Below are 19,289 nucleotides of genomic sequence, written 5' to 3'. Positions count from 1 at the left end.
ACTGTGGGAGCGAGCCTGCTCGCGATGGGGCCGATCAGGCGTTAGAGATCTCCCACAGTGGGTTTGTGTTAATCACAAATAGTGCGATCAATAGAGATCCACGGTGGGAGCGAGCCTGCTCGCGATGGGGCCGATCAGGCATTAGAGATCTCCCACAGTGGGTTTGTGTTGATCACAAATAGTGCGACCGATAGAGATCCACTGTGGGAGCGAGCCTGCTCGCGATGGGGCCGATCAGGCATTAGAGATCTAATTAAACTCATCCCCCACCGGATACCGGCTGGCGTTCAAGCTTTCCTTGATCTTGCGCAAATGTGGCTGGAAATCCACGCCTCGACGCAATGTCATGCCGGTCGCCAGTACGTCCAATACCGTCAGCTGAATAATTCGCGAGGTCATTGGCATATAGATGTCGGTGTCTTCCGGCAGCGGGATGTTCAGGCTCAACGTGCTGGCCTTGGCCAATGGCGAACCTTCGGCTGTCAGTCCTAATACCGAAGCGCCATTTTCGCGAGCGATGCGCGCCACTTCCACCAGTTCCCGGGTGCGGCCGGTGTAGGAAATGATCACGAACAGCTCTCCGGTGTGCGCCACCGAAGCAATCATCCGCTGCATCAGCACGTCCGCATGGGCAGTGACGGCCAGGTTGAAACGGAAGAACTTGTGCTGCGCATCCAGCGCCACCGGTGCCGAAGCGCCGAGGCCAAAAAAGTGAATCTGCCGCGCTTGTATCAACAGGTCGACGGCACGGCTGATCAGGTTCGGGTCCAGCGCCTGCAAAGCACTGTCCAGCGATGCGATAGCGCTGCCGAAAATCTTCTTGGTGTAGGCCTCTGGATTGTCGTCAGCCTCAACGGCGCGGCTGACGTAAGCTGCGCCGCTGGCCAGGCTCTGAGCCAGTTGAAGCTTGAGTTCCGGGTAGCCGCTGACGCCAAACGAGCGGCAAAAACGGTTCACTGTCGGCTCGCTGACTTTTGAGGCCTGGGCGAGGGCAGCGATACTGAAACGGGTGGCCTGCTGTGGATTGAGCAGGATCACCTCGGCAACTTTGCGTTCTGCCTTGTTCAGGTCTTCAAGGCGATTCTGGATCTGTTCCAGTAAATTTCGCACGCGGTCCATATAGGTTCCTTGGGTCAGCAGCGCAAATTAGAGTTTGGCTATGCCAAAAGGGCCTTTGATGCGGCCCATAACGGTGGCCTATCCTACTGATGGCTCTGATTGACCACCACTTGCAATGTGTATTTTGCGAAAATGTTGTGGTTATTACTACATTTTCTCTTGAGCGATGCCTTGAAAAAAGGTATTTGTAGCTTAACTTGATAAAAGAACAAACATCATGCCTTCGATTACGGTTGAACCGTGCACCTTTGCCTTGTTCGGCGCCCTCGGCGATCTGGCCTTGCGCAAGCTGTTTCCTGCCCTTTATCAACTCGATGGCGCAGGCCTGCTGCACGACGACACGCGGGTCATCGCGCTGGCTCGTGAGCCGGGCAGCGAGCAAGAACACCTGGCCTTAATCACATCCGAGCTGCGCCGCTACGTCGGGGCCAAAGAGCTGGACGAAGCGGTGCTCGAACGTTTCCTGGCGCGCCTGAGCTATCTGCACGTCGACTTTCTTAAGTCCGAAGACTATGTGGCGCTGGCCGAAAAGGCTGGCACTGCGCAACGTGTAATTGCCTATTTTGCGACGCCGGCCGCTGTTTACGGCGCGATCTGCGAGAACCTGTCGAAGGTGGGCCTGGCCGAAAACACGCGCGTCGTCCTGGAAAAACCAATCGGCTCGGACCTTGAATCTTCGCGCAAGGTAAACGACGCCGTGGCGCAGTTCTTCCCGGAGAACCGCACTTACCGCATCGACCATTACCTGGGCAAGGAAACCGTTCAAAACCTGATCGCCCTGCGGTTTGCCAACAGCCTGTTCGAAACCCAGTGGAACCAGAACTACATCTCGCACGTGGAAATTACCGTGGCCGAGAAGGTCGGCATCGAAGGCCGTTGGGGCTACTTCGACAAGGCGGGTCAGTTGCGCGACATGATCCAGAATCACCTTTTGCAACTGCTTTGCTTGATCGCCATGGATCCTCCTGCGGATTTATCCGCCGACAGTATTCGAGACGAGAAGGTGAAGGTGCTCAAGGCTCTGGCGCCTATCAGCCCGGAAGGCCTGACGACTCAAGTGGTACGCGGCCAATACATCGCGGGTTACAGCGAAGGTAAATCCGTTCCCGGTTACCTCGAAGAACCTAATTCCAATACTCAAAGCGACACCGAGACTTTTGTTGCACTGCGCGCCGATATTCGTAACTGGCGGTGGGCCGGCGTACCGTTTTACCTGCGCACCGGCAAACGCATGCCGCAAAAGCTGTCGCAAATCGTTATTCACTTCAAGGAACCGTCCCACTACATCTTCGCCCCCGAGCAGCGTCTGCAAATCAGCAACAAGCTGATTATTCGCCTGCAACCGGATGAAGGTATTTCCTTGCGCGTGATGACCAAAGAGCAAGGCCTGGATAAAGGCATGCAATTGCGTAGCGGTCCGTTGCAGCTGAATTTTTCCGACACCTATCGCAGCGCACGGATTCCCGATGCCTACGAGCGGTTGTTGCTGGAAGTGATGCGTGGCAATCAGAACCTGTTTGTCCGTAAAGATGAAATCGAAGCCGCGTGGAAGTGGTGTGACCAGTTGATTGCCGGGTGGAAAAAATCCGGTGATGCGCCCAAGCCGTACGCGGCCGGGTCCTGGGGCCCCATGAGTTCCATTGCACTGATCACGCGGGACGGGAGGTCGTGGTATGGCGATATCTGATTTGAAACTGCCTCAGGGCGTTAACACTCATGCGTTCAAAAGTCCGGCGCTGCTCGCTGAGGGCCTGGCGCTGAATGTCGCTGAGCAACTCAGCAATGCGATCAAGGCCTCGGGTACTGCAACGCTGGTGGTTTCCGGCGGACGCAGCCCGGTGGCGTTTTTCCAGCACTTGGCCAAACAACCCCTGGACTGGTCCAAGGTGGTTGTCACGCTGGCTGACGAACGCTGGGTTCCAGTGGAGCACGCCGACAGCAACGCCGGTTTGCTCAAGCGTTACCTGCTGCAAGGTCCGGCGGCGAAGGCAAAATTCTTAAGCCTTTATAGCGCCTCGGCCACCCTCGAAGAGGCCGCGCAGAACGCTGATCAGTTGCTCGCTGAATTGCCTGCTATCGATGTGCTGGTGTTGGGCATGGGCGACGACGGTCACACGGCGTCGCTGTTTGCGAACAGCCCGAACCTGGCCGATGCCTTGAAGGTCGACGGCAGCCGTCGCTGCTGGCCAATGCTGGCGCCGACGGTTCCGCATCAGCGTCTGACCATGAGTCGCGCGTTGCTGGCCTCTGCGAAAACTACCGTTTTATCCATATCCGGTCAGTCCAAACTGACCACCCTGAGTGCCGCACTGGCCGGTGACGATGTCGCCGCAATGCCGATTCGTGCGTTTCTGCAACCTACGTTAGAGATTTACTGGTGCCCATGAGCCAAGGATCAGCCGCTATGAAAAATACATCCCCGACCGTTTCCATGGCGGATAAAGTTGCCCTGATCGACAGCCTCTGCGCCAAGGCGCGGATTCTGCCGGTGATCACCATCGCTCGTGAGCAAGATGTGCTGCCGTTGGCCGATGCGCTCGCGGCCGGTGGTCTGACCGCTCTCGAAGTGACACTGCGCTCGCAGTTTGGTCTCAAGGCTATCCAGATTCTGCGCGAGCAACGCCCAGAGCTGGTAACCGGTGCGGGCACCGTCCTGGACCGCAACATGCTGGCCGCAGCCGAAGCCGCTGGTTCGCAGTTCATCGTCACACCGGGCATTACCCGTGACTTGCTCGAAGCCAGCGTCGACAGCCCGATTCCGCTGTTGCCAGGCATCAGCAACGCATCGGGCATCATGGAAGGCTATGGCTTGGGCTATCGCCGCTTCAAGCTGTTCCCGGCCGAAGTGAGTGGTGGCGTCGCGGCGATCAAAGCCTTGGGCGGCCCGTTCGGCGAAGTCAAATTCTGCCCGACTGGCGGCGTCAGCCCGGCCAATATCAAGAGTTACATGGCGTTGAAAAACGTGATGTGCGTGGGCGGTAGCTGGATGCTTGATCCTGAGTGGATCAAGAACGGCGACTGGGCCCGCATTCAGGAATGCACCGCCGAGGCATTGGCGCTGCTGGACTGACCGACTTACCAGACACGTCGTTGTGTGTTCTACGGCTTTACGGTGCGCTTGGTCGGTGCACCGTTTTTTTTTGCCTGAAAGAAAGCTTGTAAAACGATAACTATCTACCGCACTTTCGCCAGCAGCCAGTCCTAACCTCGGTTCTTCTTATGGATGCGAGAACGTCATGGACGCCAATACTTCGGTTACATCAGCCCCGGCAACTTACCTGCTGACACCTGAGCAGGTTGCCGGCCCCTATTGTCGAAACCCTAAACTGATCAGGCGCAATATCAGCGAAGGCCTCGATGGCCTGCCCTTGGTGCTGCGGTTGTCGATTGTCGATGCCATGACCGGTCAGCCAGTCACCGATGCGATTGTCGATATCTGGCACCGCTATTCGCACGGTGCTTATTCAGCCTGCAGCAACATCAACCCCGACAAAGAAGCGGAATCGGCCGATATCAAAGCAATACCCCGCACCGATGACGACACCTATCTACGCGGCGGACAATTCACCGACAAACAGGGCATTGTGCGCTTCACCACTCTTTACCCTGAGTACTACGCCGGGCGGGCGTCGCACATTCATGTTGCCGTACGTATCGCGGCGGGCAACAACTACCTCCTCGAACGGCATGTTGCCTGGGTTGGCCAACTCTACTTGCCGCCAGTTGCGTCGAGGTCGAGGCTCAACGACTCCTGCTACAGCGGCCGCTCGGTATTGCCATTGAGCAACAAAGAAGACGTCCACTGCACGCACAAGGGCGGCGATGCCTCGACATTGAGTGTCTATACCCTCGGTCGACATTCGAAAGAAGATGGCTTTTTCGGGCACATGACCATCGGCGTCGACACGTTCGCGGTTTCATCGCAGATCAAACCCGAGGACTTCGACAAATATACCGTGTGACCTCAGCGTAATTCGTTGAGGGCTCGGCTCAACAACGCTATTTGCGCCGCAGTCGTTGTCAGCCCGGGCGTTATGCGAATAGAGGGGCCACTTGCGGCGCCGCTGCGAATCACAGTGAACAGGTTGTACTCGTTGAGCAGGCGTTCAACCATGACTTGCTGATCGGCGTGACGGGTAAACCGCATTGAGGTGATGCCGCAATACAGTCGCGGATCATCCGGTGTCATGACGTCAATGCCCGGTAAATCGCGGGCTGCTTTAACCCACAGGTTGCGCAAATAGTTAAGTCGGCTGCCCTTGGCGGCGGCACCGCCCATGTCCTGATGTTCCTTGAACACCAATGGCAATGTCAGTAACGCGGGAATATTGGGGGTGCTATAGGAAGTACGCGCGCGGATATCGGTGATCGGAAAGTGCATCTCACCCATGTCCGGGTCGATGTCAGTCAAGCGCTCGGGGGCGATGTAGATGAAACCAAGTGTCAGTGGCGCGCCGATCCATTTGTGCAAATTGAATCCGGCGAAGGCAATGCCCAGTTCCTCCAGATCAAATTCGATCTGGCCTAGCGCGTGGGCACCGTCCAGGATCACGTCAATCCCATATTCCCTGGCTGCCGCAGCGATGGCTTGTACTGGCATGACCAGACCCGTGCGATGTGTAACGTGGGTCAGCGCCATCAATTTGAGTTTTGGATAACGCTCGAACGCCTCGCGATAAGTGCTCAGCAAGCCTTCGAAAGTGGCGGGGTGTTGGTGATCGATCTCTATCACCTCTACACCACGAACGCCGGCCAGCCAACGCATTGCGCCTTTTACCGTGTCGTACTCCAGGTCGCAGATCAGTATTTGGTCGCCCGGCTGAAGCCGATTGTAGTTGCGAATCAGCGACTGCAAACCTTCAGTCGCGTTGCGGGTGAATGCTACCGATTCAGCAGGCACACCGACCAGATCAGCGAGTTGCGCACGTATTTCCACGCTCTGACCCTGTTCGAAACGCTGACGCACATGCACCGAGTTACTCCGGTTTATCAGTTCGATGTTGTGCTGATATTCCTCGACCACCGTGCGCGACATGCGCCCGAAATATCCATTTTCCAAATTGATCGGGCCGGGCTCTACGGCATAGCGATCGGCAAACGTTTGCCAGAATGCTTCATCACGGGCACGGCGGGTGTTGTCTGGCATGGGTCTACTCGATTCAGAAGTCTGTCAGGTTTGGGGATTTCAATGGCGCGGGGCGGGTTTGCCGTGTTTGGCGCGTAACGGGTCGAGCAGTTCGGACAAACCGTTGTGATCTATTTCCTGCATCAGCGCCAGCAAGCCGCCAAGTTCGCCATGCGGAAAACCCTCTCGAGCGAACCAGTTCAGGTACTGGCCGGGCAGGTCGGCAATGATTCGACCCTTGTACTTGCCGAAAGGCATTTCGCGAGTTATCAGCAATTCCAGTTTTTCAGGGTTCATCAGTCAGTCGTCTTGATTCAGTCAGTTTGGAAAATACAGGCATTCTGCATGCAGGCCAAATGACAGTTCATGCAAAAAAAGCGGATACAGATTTTTCAGTAAATAGTAAGTGTTTGAAATATAAGGAATAAGTTATCGGTTCAAAGCTGGCATGACGGGTGCAATAGCTATTACATCTTTCATCAACCCCGCAAGGAATTGAAAAATGACCGACATGAATAAAGAAGCGATCTCTGTACTCAACGACCTGATTGAAACTTGCAAAGACGGTCAGGAAGGGTTCAAGACTTGCGCTGAAGACATCAAGCATCCTGAATTGAAGTCGCTGTTCGTTACCCGTTCCGCTGACTGCGCCACTGCAGCTGCTGAACTGCAGAGCGCTGTACGTTCGATGGGCGGCGATCCGGAAACATCAACCAGCGTCAGCGGTGACTTGCACCGTCGCTGGGTAGACGTGAAGGCGATGTTCACCGGCAAGGATGAAGAAGCGGTATTGAACGAAGCCGAGCGCGGTGAAGACCACGCATTGAAGGCTTATAAAGAAGCCATCGAAAAAATCAACAAACATAACCTGGTCGGCATTCGTGACCTGGTTGAGCGTCAGTATCACGGCGTACAACGCAATCACGATCAGGTCAAAGCCCTGCGCAACCAGGCTCGTGCACGCTCGTAAGCGCGCTTAGCCTGTAAAAAAAACGCCAGCCAGTCTGGCGTTTTTTTATGGCCGCAATTCAACCGATGCTGATGGCCGGCAATGTTGGCAGGGTGACAGTCTGCTGTTTACGTGGCGCAAGAATCTCGGCCTCGCCATCGACTACTAATTCATCACGCTGGTTGAACACGCGGGTGGCGATGCGCACGCGAAACTTCGGCAGCTTCTCGAGAATTTCCAGGCGTACGGTCAAGGTGTCGCCAATCTTTACCGGTTTCTGAAAGCTCATTTGCTGGCCGATATAAATAGTGCCCGGCCCAGGCAATTCGCAGGCAACGGCGGCACTGATCAGCGCGCCACTGAACATACCGTGTGCGATGCGTTCCTTGAACATGGTTCCGGCTGCGAACTCGGCGTCCAGGTGCACCGGGTTGTGGTCCCCCGACATGGCGGCGAACAGCTGAATGTCGCGCTCTTCGACTGTCTTGCTGTAGCTGGCCGTCTGGCCGACTTCGAGGGCTTCGTAAGGGGTGTTGGTAACCTGGGTCATGTGTCTCAATTCCTGTGACGAACGATAAAATTCACAAAAAAACTATTCTGAGCGGTGTGGCCGGCGATGGCTAAGCGCCTGATCGATCCAGTGCAGCAGATCGGTGGTCACTTCATCGCGATTGCTCTCGTTAAACAATTCGTGCCGTGCCTGCGGGTAGATACTCAGTTGCAGGTTCTGGCACCCGGCCTCGCGCAGTGCATTGGCCAGTTCTTTCAGACGTTTGCCCTGGCTCACCGGATCACATTCACCACCCATTACCAGCAACGGCAGGCCCGGATCGATCTGGGCGAGATTGGACGCTTTGCTGATTTGCTGCAAGCCGCCCAGTAAATCGATCCATAGCTGATTGGTGCAGCGAAAGCCGCACAGCGGGTCGTTGACGTACAGGTCGACCTCCGCCGGGTCGCGGCTTAGCCAGTCGAAGCGTGTGCGCGCCGGTTTGAACTGTTTATTGAATGAGCCGAACGACAGCCACTCGATCAGTGCGCTGCGCCCCTTCGGGCCTTGGCGTAATCGTTCGAGGCGGGCTATCTGCCGCGCCGCGCGGTAAAGCGCCACTGGCTGGAAGTTCGAACCGCTGAGCACTGCGCCATGAAGGCTGGCGCTGTGGTGCAGTAAGTAAGCCTGCGCAATGTAGCTGCCCATGCTGTGGCCCAGCAGCACAATCGGTACATCGGGATGCTGCTGTCCGATGTGCTGGTTGAGGCTCGCCAGGTCGCCCACGACTTTGCACCAACCGTCATCATCGGCGAAATGGCCGAGGGTGCCGTTTTCAGCAGTTTTGCCATGTCCGCGCAGGTCGGGTGCGTAAACGCCGTAACCCTGTTCGCAGAACTTTTGCGCCAGGCGGGTATACCGACCACTGTGTTCTGCCATGCCGTGCGCGAGCAAAATCACGCCTCTTAAAGGCACAGGCGGCAGCCACTGGTTGACGAAGAGGCGGCTGCGGTCACTCGCGGTCAGCCAGAATGAGTCGTGGGTCATGGCGATTCCTTTGCATGGGCTGCATGTGGCATGGGCGTCGTTGCTGCATTGTATAGCGCATCCCACACTCGCCGTCTGATCAGCCCACGCCACGGCGGGAAGATTCACACGATCAATGACGGTATTGCCTGTATTTGCCTGATTCGCCATTACTGCTAGTGTCCGTGAAGCTCCGCTTTTCGCTTTTTGTTTTTAAAAACGACAGGGAAGCGGCCCCGGATAGGTTCAGGTAAAGAGGATAAGAACAATGCAACCTGATTTCTGGAATGACAAGCGCCCGGCCGGAGTGCCACCGGACATCGAACTTGGGGCTTACAAGTCGGTGATAGAGGTGTTCGAGCGTTCTTGTAAAAAGTTTGCCGACCGCCCCGCCTTCAGCAATATGGGCGTCACCCTGACCTATGCCGAACTGGAACGATACAGCGCAGCCTTCGCCGGCTACCTGCAAGCGCACACTGACCTGGTGCCGGGTGATCGCATCGCGGTACAAATGCCCAACATTCTGCATTACCCGATTGCCGTGTTCGGCGCCTTGCGCGCTGGGCTGATCGTGGTCAACACCAATCCGCTCTACACCGCGCGCGAGATGCGCCATCAGTTCAAGGACTCCGGGGCGCGGGCGCTGGTTTACCTGAATATGTTCGGCCAGAAAGTGCAGGAAGTGCTGCCCGACACCGATATCCAGTACCTGATCGAAGCGAAGATGGGCGACATGATGCCCACCGCCAAAGGCTGGTTGATCAATACGGTGGTGGACAAGGTCAAGAAAATGGTCCCGACCTATTCTCTGCCGCAGGCTATTTCTTTCAAAAGTGCGCTGCGTCTGGGGCGTGGCCTGGGCATCAAACCGCTGAGTGTCACCCTCGGTGATGTCGCCGTGCTGCAATACACCGGCGGCACTACAGGCCTGGCCAAAGGTGCAATGCTGACCCACGGTAACCTGGTGGCGAACATGCAGCAGGCGCGCGCTTGCCTGGGCCAATTTGCTGATGACGGCCAGCCGCTGCTGCGCGAAGGGCAGGAGGTCATGATTGCTCCGCTGCCGCTTTATCATATCTATGCTTTCACCGCGAACTGCATGTGCATGATGGTCACGGGCAACCATAACGTGCTGATCACCAATCCGCGGGACATCAAAGGCTTCATCAAGGAGCTGAAAAACTGGCGGTTTTCGGCCTTGTTGGGGTTGAACACATTATTTGTCGCACTGATGGACCACCCGGATTTCAAGACCCTGGATTTCTCCAGCCTCAAGCTCACCAATTCAGGGGGTACCGCGCTGGTGAAAGCCACTGCCGAGCGCTGGGAGACGCTCACCGGTTGTCGCATCACCGAAGGCTACGGCCTGACCGAAACCTCGCCGGTGGCGTGCTCCAATCCATACGGTGACAAGTCGCGTATCGGCACCGTCGGCCTGCCTGTTCCGGGCACTACGCTCAAAATCATCAACGATGAAGGCGTAGAGCAACCGATGGGTGAGCGTGGCGAACTGTGCATCAAGGGTCCGCAGATCATGAAGGGTTATTGGCAGCAGCCCGAGGCAACTGCCGATGTGCTGGACGCCGATGGCTGGTTCAAGTCCGGTGACATCGCCGTGATCGACCCGGACGGCTTTGTTCGGATCGTCGATCGCAAGAAAGACATGATCATCGTTTCGGGTTTCAACGTGTACCCGAACGAAATCGAAGACGTGGTGATGGCGCATCCAAAAGTCGCCAATTGTGCGGTGATCGGCGTGCCGGACGAGCGTTCGGGAGAGGCGGTGAAGCTGTTTGTGGTGGCTCGCGAATCGGGCGTCAGCCTTGAAGAGTTGAAGGCCTACTGCAAGGAAAATTTCACGGCTTACAAAGTCCCCAAGCACATTGTCCTGCGCGAGTCGTTGCCGATGACGCCGGTGGGCAAAATACTACGCCGGGAGCTGCGAGATATCGCGTAACGATCAATAAGTGACGCTTCGCTCGTTCGCGGGCAAGCTTTGTGCTCCCCAGCGTCACCGATGGCCTTGGGGAACAAAGCTTGCTCGCGATTTTTTTTGCATCAAACCCCCGCATTCAGGGGCTCTAACGACGTTATAGATTTTTTGCTCTAAAACTGACTATTTAACGTTCTTGAGTCATAAATGTGACCGTAGAGGCCGCTTTTGGCTCTAGTCGGCCCTTGGCAAAGCTGCTACTCTCGGCGCGCTTTGTGACTTCTAGGCTTGGGTAAAACAGCCAGATTCACCTAAAAACATACACCAATAATAATCGCATCAAATGCGGTGATGAATTCGCGTTGCTGAGGAGTGGGCTTCCATGATTGAAGACTTTTGGAAGGATAAGTACCCAGCTGGGATTGCTGCCGACATCAATCCTGACGAGTATCCGAATATTCAGGCGGTGTTGAAGCAGTCCTGCCAACGCTTTGCCGACAAACCGGCATTCAGCAACCTGGGCAAGACAATCACCTACGGTGAGCTGTATGAATTGTCCGGCGCCTTTGCAGCTTACCTGCAACAGCATACCGACTTGCAGCCGGGCGATCGAATTGCCGTGCAATTGCCCAACGTGTTGCAGTACCCGGTCGCCGTGTTCGGGGCTATCCGCGCCGGCCTGATCGTGGTCAACACCAACCCGCTGTACACCGCGCGGGAGATGGAACACCAATTCAACGACTCCGGCGCCAAAGCCCTTGTGTGCCTGGCCAACATGGCGCATCTGGCTGAAGCCGTCGTGCCAAAAACCGGCGTCCGGCACGTGATCGTCACTGAAGTGGCCGACCTGCTGCCACCGCTCAAGCGCCTGTTGATCAACAGCGTTATCAAGTACGTGAAGAAAATGGTGCCGGCGTATCACTTGCCCAAAGCCGTCAAGTTCAATGACGTGCTGAGCAAAGGTCACGGCCAGCCAGTGGCTGAAGCCTGCCCGGCCAGCGGCGACGTTGCTGTTTTGCAGTACACCGGTGGTACCACTGGCGTGGCCAAGGGCGCGATGCTGACCCATCGCAACCTCGTGGCCAACATGCTGCAGTGCAAGGCATTGATGGGCTCCAATCTCAACGAAGGCTGCGAGATCCTGATCACGCCGCTGCCGCTGTACCACATCTATGCGTTCACCTTTCATTGCATGGCGATGATGTTGATCGGCAACCACAACATCCTGATCAGCAACCCGCGCGACTTGCCGGCGATGGTCAAGGAACTGTCGAAGTGGAAGTTCAGCGGTTTTGTCGGCCTGAACACTTTGTTTGTCGCGCTCTGCAACAACGAAGGCTTCCGCAAACTGGACTTCTCAGGCCTCAAAGTCACCTTGTCGGGCGGCATGGCCCTGCAACTGGCAGCTGCCGAACGCTGGAAAGCGGTTACCGGCTGTTCCATCTGCGAAGGCTACGGCATGACCGAAACCAGCCCCGTGGCAACGGTGAATCCGATCCAGAACATCCAGCTCGGGACCATTGGCATTCCGGTGCCGTCGACGTTGTGCAAAGTCATCGATGACGCTGGCGTTGAACAACCGTTGGGCGAAATCGGCGAATTGTGCGTCAAGGGCCCTCAAGTGATGAAGGGCTACTGGCAGCGTCAGGAAGCGACCGATGAAATGCTCGACAGCGAAGGCTGGTTGAAAACCGGTGACATCGCGCTGATCCAGCCCGATGGCTACATGCGCATCGTTGATCGCAAGAAAGACATGATTCTGGTGTCCGGTTTCAACGTTTACCCGAATGAACTGGAAGACGTGCTCGCGGCCCTGCCGGGTGTGCTGCAATGCGCCGCCATTGGCGTACCGGACGAGAAGTCGGGGGAAGCAATCAAGATCTTCATCGTCGCAAAGCCTGGCGTAACGCTGACCAAGGAGCAGGTGATGGAGCACATGCGTGCAAACGTTACGGGCTACAAAGTGCCGCGTTCCGTTGAGTTCCGTGATGCGCTGCCGACCACCAACGTCGGCAAGATCCTGCGCCGCGAACTGCGCGACGAAGAGCTGAAGAAGTTAGCCGCAAAAAAAGTCAGCGCCTAACCGGCCAAAAAGCGCCTGCCACTGTAGGCGCGAGCTTGCTCGCGATGGACGCTAACGATAACGATTGTTTCCTGAACAAACGCCGCGCTCTTGAGACCATCGCAAACAGGCTCGCCCCCACAATGAAATACATTCCGTTGTGGGGGCGAGCCTGTTTACGAAGTTTTTTTTGGGGGTCTACAGGCGGAACTGCGCGAAGTTAACGTTGGTGCCCGCCGGGCGCATGTCTTGCAAATACGAATCCTTGTCCGCGCTCAGCTCCAGGCTCAGCGCCGCTTTGCGCTTGCCTTCGTTGCGCACCACCAGCCCTTCGAGCTTCTCGCGCAGAAACACTGTCGGCACTTTCAGGTGCAGCAGTTCGTCGGTGTCCGGTGTGTGCATCAGCAGGTGAACCCACTCGTACTGACCAATGGCCAAACGCGCCACCGGAATATCGAACCACCAAATATTGCGGTTACGGTTCAATTCGGTGAAATGGCAGTTGTTGACGCCAAGCACAGCACCGCCGAGTTCCTGGTTTCTGCGGGCAATGGCCTGCTTTTTATCGAGTTTCATAACATTCCTACGGGATTGGATCTTCAGCGCCACGGCCTGAATACGTTGCGCATTCTCGTGGGTTGGCCGACAAACATAAAGCCCAACCTGCTGCGATCAATGAAATGCCCCACTGAAAATAAATGAAACTCCACGCAAATGTCTCCGGTCAATCTTTGTGTAACGACTTTACTCATTGATTTGTTCACCGGAGAAACACCATGAGCAGCACTGGCGATAAAGTAAAAGGCATGGCAAACGAAGCTGTCGGCAACGTCAAGCAAGGTGTTGGCAAAGCAACTGACAACACCAAGCTGCAAGCTGAAGGCAAAATTCAGGAAAAGAAAGGCGAAGCTCAGCAAGCAGTGGGCAAAGCCAAGGACGCAGTCAAGAAAGGCGTCGATAAGGCTTGATTGGGCCTTTGAGGTGTTTAAAGAACGGCCATCCGCGGATGGCCGTTTTTGTGTCAGTCTGAACTTGAGCAAGGAATTTGTTTCAAAGTCGCCAAGTAGGCTACTTTGATCTAGAAATACGGCCCCTGAGTCGCCTCGACATCAACCCATTTTGCGGCGAAAGGAGACGCTAATGATTTTCCCGGACATGAAAGGTTTGCCCATCCATCGCGTGATGGTGCGCACCGTGACCGAATTCGTCGACGATGAGATGTCGACTTATGCATCGGCACTCGCCTATCAGATGCTGTTCTCACTGTTTCCTTTCATTCTGTTTCTGATCGCACTGATCGGTTTCCTGCACCTGCCGGACTTCTTTTCCTGGTTGCGTCTGCAATCGGAACTGGTGTTGCCGCCACAGGCGCTGGAGCAGGTGAACCCGGTGATTGATCAGCTGCAGCAGTCGAAGGGCGGGTTGCTTTCCATCGGTATCGTTATCGCGCTGTATACCGCCTCGGCTGGCGTGCGCTTGATGATGAGCGCGATGAACGCGGCGTATGACGTGGTAGAAGGCCGGCCGCTGTGGAAGCGCTTTCCGTTGTCGATTTTCTACACGATTGGTATCGCCGGGATGTTGCTGGTCGCGGCAGCGTTGATGGTTTTGGGGCCGCAGGTCATGGGCTGGATCGCGGCGCAGGTGGGTCTTGAAGACTTTATCGTCACGGTCTGGACCATCGCGCGGTGGCCGGTCATCGTGATTTTGATGATGGTGGCCGTGGCACTGATTTATTACGTGATGCCGGACGTCAAACAGGAATTTCGTTTCATCACGCCGGGCTCGGTGCTGGCCGTCGTGGTGTGGATTATCGCGTCATTGGGCTTCGCGTTTTACGTCAAGACCTTCGCCAATTACAACGCGATGTATGGCAGCATCGGCGCGATCATTGTGCTGTTGTTGTATTTTTATATTTCCTCGGCCGTGCTGTTGCTCGGGGCCGAAATGAATGCGGTAATCGAGCACATGTCGAGCGAAGGCAAAGACCCCGGCGAGAAAGTCCCGGGCGAGCACGAACAGGACCACAACCATAATGTTTCGGGATTGGGCAGGGATCATTCGCTCAAACCGAACGCTGACGAAGTTTGAACATGATCCGTGAAATTCTGAAAATGGGTGATGAGCGCCTACTGCGCATTGCCCCGCCGGTACCGGCAGAAATGTTTGACAGCCCTGAGCTGTGGCAACTGATAGACGATATGTTCCAGACCATGGAAAGCGTCGGTGGCGTAGGCCTGGCAGCGCCGCAGATCGGTGTTGACCTGCAGTTGGTGATCTTCGGCTTTGAACACAGCGAGCGCTATCCAGACGCCGAAGCGGTGCCGCAGACAATTTTGATCAATCCCTTGATTACGCCGTTGAGTCCGATCCTCGAGGAAGGCTTCGAGGGGTGCCTGTCGGTGCCCGGTTTGCGTGGTGCGGTGGATCGCTACCAACAGATACGCTACGAGGGCATCGATCCCAAGGGACAGCCGATCGTGCGCATCGCTTCAGGGTTTCACGCCCGGGTGGTGCAGCATGAATGCGATCACTTGATCGGCCGGTTGTACCCTTCGCGCATCACTGACTTCAGTAAATTTGGTTTTACCGAAGTCATGTTCCCGGACCTTGACCCAAACGCCGACGACTGAACCTGGCTGTTTACTTGGCCGGTTTAACAAACCGCAGCGTCATTCGGTCGGACTCGCCAATCGCCAGGTATTTCGCCTTGTCCTTGTCGCCCAACGTCAGTGTCGGCGGCAAGGTCCAGACACCTTCGGCATAGTCTTTGGTGTCTTTGGGGTTCGCATTGATCTCGCTCTGCCCCTCAAGCTTGAACCCGGCATCGGTGGCCAGTTTGATCACGTAATCGGTGGTCAGGTAGCCGCTGTGCTTGATGTCTTCCAGCGAAGCGCCGTCCTTGGCCCGATGATCAACTACACCCAACACGCCGCCCGGTTTCAGCACGCTGAAAAACGCTTCGAACATCCGCGGAGCGGTATCGGCCATTACCCAATTGTGAACATTACGAAAGGTCAGCACCGTGTCCGCCGATCCGGGTGCGCCGAATGAGGGGGCTTTAGGGTCAAACTCCAGCACATGCGCCTTGGCATATTGGGCAGGGGCAGCGCTGAATTTGCCCTTGAGCTTTTCCTCACTCTTGCGCGCAGAGTCGCTGACGGTCGGTGCTTGAACAGCGGCAATGTATTGCCCGTGCTCCTTGAGCAACGGCGCCAGCAACTCGCTGTACCAGCCGTTGCCGGGAGTGATTTCAATCACCGTCTGCTTTGGGTTCAAGCCAAAGAACTGCAAGCTTTGTTGCGGATGACGATAGCCATCGCGTGCCGCATTTTCCGGCGCGCGCCAAGTGCCTTTGAGCACGTTGGCGTATTGTTCTGCAGTTACAGGGGAGGGCTCGGCGGCCTGGCTCACCGCGGGAACAAGCAGGGCGGCAAGCGTCAAAGCGAGAAGGGCGGGTTTCATGGAACGTCCTGAGCAGAGTCGAAGTCGATCCCGAGGCTAGCACGCAGCAATCATCGCTCGATCACACTTTATCGTTGGACGACCTCGCAAACGGTTCTAAGCCCATGGCGATCATCGGTTTGCTGCGTGCATAACGAGCCAGGCGTTCAGCCATCGAATAGGGCAGCGCCGGGTCGAAAGTGAACCCGCGTCGTTCGTAAAACTCACGCAAGTCCGGATGGCAAAACAACCATACCGGGCCTGGAAGGTCTTTCACCGATTGTGCGATCAACGTGGCGGCAATTCCCTGTTCGCGGCAATCGGGATCGACAAACAAACCCGTCAGCCAGTGCCCGTCCGCTACCGGGCGCAGGCACAACGCAGCGACGATTTCATCGCGTCGCGCGACCCACAATTGGGCGTCGCGCACCGCTTTCATCGACGATTTATGGGCGCGATAAAACTTGTTCATCAACGGCCACAAAGGCTCGGCAAGCAACGTGTATTGAGTGTGGGGCATGGTCATCGACTGTCGGTGTGCAAAGCACTCGATTATAAAAGAACACGCGCGCGGCGATAGGTGTATACCTGATCTCACATCCCGTATGAGTGGAGTACGTATCATGGCCAAAGGCATGGATTCAAAGAAAGCAGCGAAGAAAAAACCGGCGAAAACTGCCGATGAGAAACGCGCGGACAAGAAGGCCAAGAAGGTGGATGTGTTCGGTCATTGATGCCCGCATCAACATAGTCATCGCGAGCCGGCTCGCCCCCACATTGGTTCTTTGCCAAAAACACCAAATCCTGTGGGAGCGAGCCTGCTCGCGATGTTCTTCAGGCTTACGCCAACTCTCCTGCCAACGCCGCCTTCACGGCCGGGCGTAACGCCATCCTCGCCTGAAACCGTGCCAATGCCGGCCAATCACTCAAATCAACCGTGAGTGTGTCTGGGTTGCCAATGCGGACAAAGAATTGTCAGGCCCCGTTAAAGCGTTGTTCAACGTGATAGCTGAACCGATTTTGTACTGACTACTGGCCGACTAGTGGCCTTGCTTACCTATTACGGCTGGCTATGCTGCTCTGTAACTAACTATGTCGGACGCAATGTGAAGTTAGAACAGCAAGAGTGCGCAAACCAAGGCGCCGATGCCAAACAACATGGAGCTGTACGGTAAAAGGAATTACTTATGGATACATCAGGGTTGGCCCGGTCCCGGGCTATCAAGAGAAGGATGTCTTGATAAGAGCGTTGCTACATGGACTCTCCGATTAAACATCATTTATCACCTGACTAATCCCTTCTTGTGAAGGGCTGCGTGTGCCTGTTCCATGGAACGTTGTGGTGGATACGTTGAAAGAACACAGAGCTTTCATCAATCAAATGACCGCGCTTAGGGTGATACAAACATGTTTAACCTACATCACAAGGCTGACTTGCTGGAAATCGAACGATTCAGCTGTGCGTTGACCGAAGCCAATGCCAAGTTGGCGGCTGTCAGCCGTTCGATGGCAATGATCGAGTTCACGCCTGACGGCACCGTTATCGATGCCAACGAAAATTTTTGCAGCACCATGGGCTACACCGCCGAAGAGGTGCGTGGCAAACATCACCGGATCTTCTGCGAAGAGTCGTATTACCGCAGCGAAGATTACGCCCGTTTGTGGCGGGACCTGGCCCGCGGTGAACCGCTCAGTGGAACATTTTTACGCTTGAACAAAAGCGGCAAGGAGATCTGGCTCGAAGCCAGTTACATGCCGGTGTACAGCGCCGATCGCCAGGTAAAAAGTGTGATCAAGGTCGCCTCCGATGTGTCTTGTCGCATGTACAAGGAACATGAAAACGAAAGCCTGTTGGCAGCAATCGGCCGCTCGATGGCGGTGATCGAGTTCACTCCTGACGGCAAAGTGATTACCGCCAACGAGAACTTCCTGAAAACCATGCACTACTCGCTCAACGAAATCGTTGGCCAGCACCACAGCATGTTTTGTCACCGTGCCGAAGCTGATTCGCAAGAATACAGAGCGTTCTGGGCCTCACTTAATCGCGGCGAATATCACTCTCATCGCTTCGAACGCAAAGACAAATACGGGCATACGGTATTTCTGGAAGCGTCCTACAACCCCTTGTTCGATGCCAAAGGGCGGCTGTACAAAGTGGTGAAGTTTGCCAGCGACATCACCCAACAAGTCACCACGCTGCAGTCCGCTGCGGAGTCGGCGCACAGTACTTCAGTGCAAAATGACGCCTGCGCTCAGAAAGGCTCGCAAGTGGTTCAGCAAACCGTGCAGATCATCCAGGACATTTCCAAAGACCTGAACGAAGCGGCGCTGAGCATCGATGCGGTCAGCAAGCAGTCCGACATCATCGGCACCATCGTCCAGACCATTCGCGGCATCGCGGATCAAACCAATTTGCTGGCCCTTAATGCGGCAATTGAAGCGGCGCGGGCCGGGGAGCACGGGCGCGGATTCGCAGTGGTGGCCGATGAGGTGCGCAGCCTTGCGGCGCGTACCAGTCAGGCGACGCTGGAGATTGTTGAAGTGGTGCGCAAGAACCACGATTTGTCGTTGAGCGCGGTGTCGAGCATGCAGTCGAGTTTGAGTCGAACCGGTCTGGGCGTTGAACTGGCGAACGAGGCGGGCGAGGTCATCCTGGAGATCCAACAAGGATCACGGCATGTGGTAGACGCGATCAGTCAGTTCAACTCGACGTTGCAGCTGAACTGACCGATGCGTGGGTGACCCTAACCTCTAGAAACTCCGGCGTGCCAACGAAGGCGATTTCGAGAACGCCATCACCGGCAAGCCGGTTTCCTACAGGTTTTATTCGGGCATCAACCCAGACATCACCACCGATCCGTAGGAGTCTGGCTTGCCAGCGATGGCGATTTGGAGAGCGCCATCACCGGCCAGCCGGTTTCCTACAGGTTTGTATTCGGGCATCAACCCAGACATCACCACCGATCCGTAGGAGTCTGGCTTGCCAGCGATGGCGATTTCGGAATCGCCATCACCGGCAAGCCGGTTTCCTACGGGTTTGTGTTCGGGCATCAACCCAGACATCACCACCAATCCGTAGGAGTCTGGCTTGCCAGCGATGGCGATTTGGAGAACGCCATCACCGGCAAGCCGGTTTCCTAC

Annotated in this window: 19 protein-coding genes and 1 pseudogene; 11 read left to right on the top strand and 9 right to left on the bottom strand. The window is 55.9% G+C overall.

Annotated features, from left to right (window positions below):
* Positions 1-249: 249 nt before the first annotated feature.
* Positions 250-1,110: a MurR/RpiR family transcriptional regulator gene (locus tag ACQR3R_RS20145; protein WP_175649041.1), complete on the bottom strand. Its 861-nt coding sequence runs from the start codon at positions 1,108-1,110 to the stop codon at positions 250-252.
* Between the two features lie 226 nt (positions 1,111-1,336).
* Here ACQR3R_RS20145 and zwf point away from each other — a divergent pair, with 226 nt between their 5' ends.
* The 4 genes from zwf (at position 1,337) to ACQR3R_RS20125 (ending at position 5,081) form a co-directional block, all read left to right on the top strand.
* Complete coding sequence (gene zwf / locus ACQR3R_RS20140; RefSeq protein ID WP_428274617.1) at positions 1,337-2,806, top strand: glucose-6-phosphate dehydrogenase; 1,470 nt, start codon at positions 1,337-1,339, stop codon at positions 2,804-2,806.
* The gene (pgl, locus tag ACQR3R_RS20135) at positions 2,793-3,506 is read left to right on the top strand and encodes a 6-phosphogluconolactonase (RefSeq protein WP_428274615.1); all 714 of its coding nucleotides are present in this window, start codon (positions 2,793-2,795) and stop codon (positions 3,504-3,506) included. The genes zwf and pgl overlap by 14 nt, the downstream gene beginning before the upstream one ends.
* 17 nt (positions 3,507-3,523) lie before the next feature.
* Entirely contained in the window at positions 3,524-4,189 is a 666-nt protein-coding gene (locus tag ACQR3R_RS20130; protein WP_401363946.1) for a bifunctional 4-hydroxy-2-oxoglutarate aldolase/2-dehydro-3-deoxy-phosphogluconate aldolase, read from the top strand.
* 166 nt (positions 4,190-4,355) lie between these two features.
* On the top strand, positions 4,356-5,081 hold the full coding sequence (locus ACQR3R_RS20125) for a hypothetical protein (protein ID WP_428274613.1): 726 nt from the start codon (positions 4,356-4,358) through the stop codon (positions 5,079-5,081).
* 2 nt (positions 5,082-5,083) lie between these two features.
* On the opposite strand, the gene ACQR3R_RS20120 is transcribed toward ACQR3R_RS20125, so the two are convergent.
* On the bottom strand, positions 5,084-6,265 hold the full coding sequence (locus ACQR3R_RS20120) for an aminotransferase class V-fold PLP-dependent enzyme (RefSeq protein ID WP_428274611.1): 1,182 nt from the start codon (positions 6,263-6,265) through the stop codon (positions 5,084-5,086).
* Between the two features lie 39 nt (positions 6,266-6,304).
* The gene (locus ACQR3R_RS20115) at positions 6,305-6,541 is read right to left on the bottom strand and encodes a DUF3820 family protein (protein ID WP_092278897.1); all 237 of its coding nucleotides are present in this window, start codon (positions 6,539-6,541) and stop codon (positions 6,305-6,307) included.
* Positions 6,542-6,746: 205 nt separating this feature from the next.
* On the opposite strand from ACQR3R_RS20115, the gene ACQR3R_RS20110 reads away from it, so the two are divergent.
* The gene (locus ACQR3R_RS20110; protein WP_428274609.1) at positions 6,747-7,214 is read left to right on the top strand and encodes a PA2169 family four-helix-bundle protein; all 468 of its coding nucleotides are present in this window, start codon (positions 6,747-6,749) and stop codon (positions 7,212-7,214) included.
* Positions 7,215-7,272: 58 nt separating this feature from the next.
* On the opposite strand, the gene ACQR3R_RS20105 is transcribed toward ACQR3R_RS20110, so the two are convergent.
* Both ACQR3R_RS20105 and ACQR3R_RS20100 read right to left on the bottom strand, forming a co-directional pair.
* Complete coding sequence (locus ACQR3R_RS20105; protein WP_008151121.1) at positions 7,273-7,743, bottom strand: MaoC family dehydratase; 471 nt, start codon at positions 7,741-7,743, stop codon at positions 7,273-7,275.
* Positions 7,744-7,785: 42 nt separating this feature from the next.
* The gene (locus ACQR3R_RS20100) at positions 7,786-8,730 is read right to left on the bottom strand and encodes an alpha/beta fold hydrolase (protein ID WP_428274606.1); all 945 of its coding nucleotides are present in this window, start codon (positions 8,728-8,730) and stop codon (positions 7,786-7,788) included.
* 247 nt (positions 8,731-8,977) lie between these two features.
* On the opposite strand from ACQR3R_RS20100, the gene fadD2 reads away from it, so the two are divergent.
* Both fadD2 and fadD1 read left to right on the top strand, forming a co-directional pair.
* Positions 8,978-10,666 carry a long-chain-fatty-acid--CoA ligase FadD2 gene (gene fadD2 / locus ACQR3R_RS20095; protein WP_428274604.1) on the top strand — a complete coding sequence of 563 codons (1,689 nt, stop codon included), beginning with the start codon at positions 8,978-8,980 and terminating at the stop codon, positions 10,664-10,666.
* 358 nt (positions 10,667-11,024) lie between these two features.
* The gene (gene fadD1, locus ACQR3R_RS20090; protein WP_428274602.1) at positions 11,025-12,725 is read left to right on the top strand and encodes a long-chain-fatty-acid--CoA ligase FadD1; all 1,701 of its coding nucleotides are present in this window, start codon (positions 11,025-11,027) and stop codon (positions 12,723-12,725) included.
* 177 nt (positions 12,726-12,902) lie between these two features.
* On the opposite strand, the gene ACQR3R_RS20085 is transcribed toward fadD1, so the two are convergent.
* A complete protein-coding gene (locus tag ACQR3R_RS20085) occupies positions 12,903-13,280 on the bottom strand; it encodes a hypothetical protein (protein ID WP_033056806.1) in 378 nt (125 codons plus the stop codon).
* A 200-nt stretch (positions 13,281-13,480) separates the two neighbouring features.
* On the opposite strand from ACQR3R_RS20085, the gene ACQR3R_RS20080 reads away from it, so the two are divergent.
* The 3 genes from ACQR3R_RS20080 to def all read left to right on the top strand — a co-directional run bounded on the left by ACQR3R_RS20080 (position 13,481) and on the right by def (position 15,337).
* Positions 13,481-13,672: a CsbD family protein gene (locus tag ACQR3R_RS20080; protein ID WP_008082339.1), complete on the top strand. Its 192-nt coding sequence runs from the start codon at positions 13,481-13,483 to the stop codon at positions 13,670-13,672.
* A gap of 172 nt (positions 13,673-13,844) precedes the next feature.
* Positions 13,845-14,795, top strand: coding sequence for a YhjD/YihY/BrkB family envelope integrity protein (locus ACQR3R_RS20075; RefSeq protein ID WP_428274599.1), 951 nt, complete (start codon positions 13,845-13,847; stop codon positions 14,793-14,795).
* A gap of 2 nt (positions 14,796-14,797) precedes the next feature.
* Entirely contained in the window at positions 14,798-15,337 is a 540-nt protein-coding gene (gene def / locus ACQR3R_RS20070) for a peptide deformylase (RefSeq protein ID WP_428274597.1), read from the top strand.
* A gap of 10 nt (positions 15,338-15,347) precedes the next feature.
* Here the strand turns inward: def and ACQR3R_RS20065 are convergent, their stop codons facing one another.
* Both ACQR3R_RS20065 and ACQR3R_RS20060 read right to left on the bottom strand, forming a co-directional pair.
* On the bottom strand, positions 15,348-16,169 hold the full coding sequence (locus ACQR3R_RS20065) for a class I SAM-dependent methyltransferase (RefSeq protein ID WP_428274596.1): 822 nt from the start codon (positions 16,167-16,169) through the stop codon (positions 15,348-15,350).
* A gap of 61 nt (positions 16,170-16,230) precedes the next feature.
* Positions 16,231-16,674 (bottom strand): GNAT family N-acetyltransferase, encoded by a 444-nt coding sequence (locus ACQR3R_RS20060; RefSeq protein WP_428274594.1) that lies wholly within the window; start codon positions 16,672-16,674, stop codon positions 16,231-16,233.
* A gap of 989 nt (positions 16,675-17,663) precedes the next feature.
* On the opposite strand from ACQR3R_RS20060, the pseudogene ACQR3R_RS20055 reads away from it, so the two are divergent.
* A pseudogene (locus ACQR3R_RS20055) lies at positions 17,664-18,800 on the top strand (methyl-accepting chemotaxis protein); the annotation flags it as partial.
* A gap of 171 nt (positions 18,801-18,971) precedes the next feature.
* Here the strand turns inward: ACQR3R_RS20055 and ACQR3R_RS20050 are convergent.
* On the bottom strand, positions 18,972-19,289 hold a 318-nt coding region (locus ACQR3R_RS20050; RefSeq protein WP_428274592.1), incomplete at its 5' end, for a hypothetical protein.

The organism is Gordonia sp. IEGM753 (genome assembly GCF_050321825.1).
Taxonomy (GTDB): domain Bacteria; phylum Pseudomonadota; class Gammaproteobacteria; order Pseudomonadales; family Pseudomonadaceae; genus Aquipseudomonas.
Note: the sequence above shows the minus strand (reverse complement) of the source record. Positions and strands in the feature narration are given on the sequence as shown.